Consider the following 715-nt stretch of genomic DNA (forward strand, 5'->3'; position numbering starts at 1 on the left):
ATCGCCGCCAGCACGAACGCGCTCTTGGGCTTGAACAGGTCTTCGATCGTCCGGCGCGAGGCGCTGAGCTGACCGTAGACGCGGTCGACCACCAGGTCGCGCTGGCTGCGCGTCTCGAGGAACCGCCTCAGGTTCTCGACGTGGTCGTTGTCGAGCGAGACCAGGTTCTGCCGCGAGGCGGCGAGACCGTCACGAAGGGTGAACAGAACGTCGCGGTGGGGAGGCCGCTGCGGCTCGCCCTCACCGGCGGCGAAGCTCGAGGCGTACCGCTGATCGAGCTTCGGGCCGATGTCCGGCCCGTTGAGGGTGACCGAGGACTCGACGTCCTCAGCCGACCTCTGCAGTCTGAGTATCAAGTGGCTTTGCAGTTGCATGGTAGAGTGTTCTCCAGTGGGTTCCTACCTACTACGGCTCAGGCGGATGACGTGGCTGCGTGACCGCTCGAGCCAGGTGCGAGGTCCGGGCCACCGTCCACGCGACGGGGCTCGGGTCTCGACTTCCAGCACTTTCATTTCCTCAGGTGGCGCTCTCCTTTCTCCCGCCGGCACCCTGCCGGGTGACGAATCGCGGGCTCATTGGCGGTGGGCCAGTGAATCTCATGACCATACTACGGAGTAGAGTAGCATAAGTTACAACGGTATTGTTGAAAAATTTCCTGACGACCATGCGCCAAGAAGCTGTAATTAGCCCAGAACGGGCGGAATGTCTGCCGGAA

General features: G+C 62.7%; 1 protein-coding gene. It reads right to left on the reverse strand.

What is annotated here, in order from left to right; translation table 11 throughout:
- On the reverse strand, positions 1-374 hold a 374-nt coding region (locus tag GY769_10155), incomplete at its 3' end, for a hypothetical protein (protein MCP4202284.1).
- Between the last annotated feature and the right edge of the window lie 341 nt (positions 375-715).

This window comes from bacterium (assembly GCA_024224155.1).
Lineage (GTDB): Bacteria > Acidobacteriota > Thermoanaerobaculia > Multivoradales > JAHEKO01 > CALZIK01.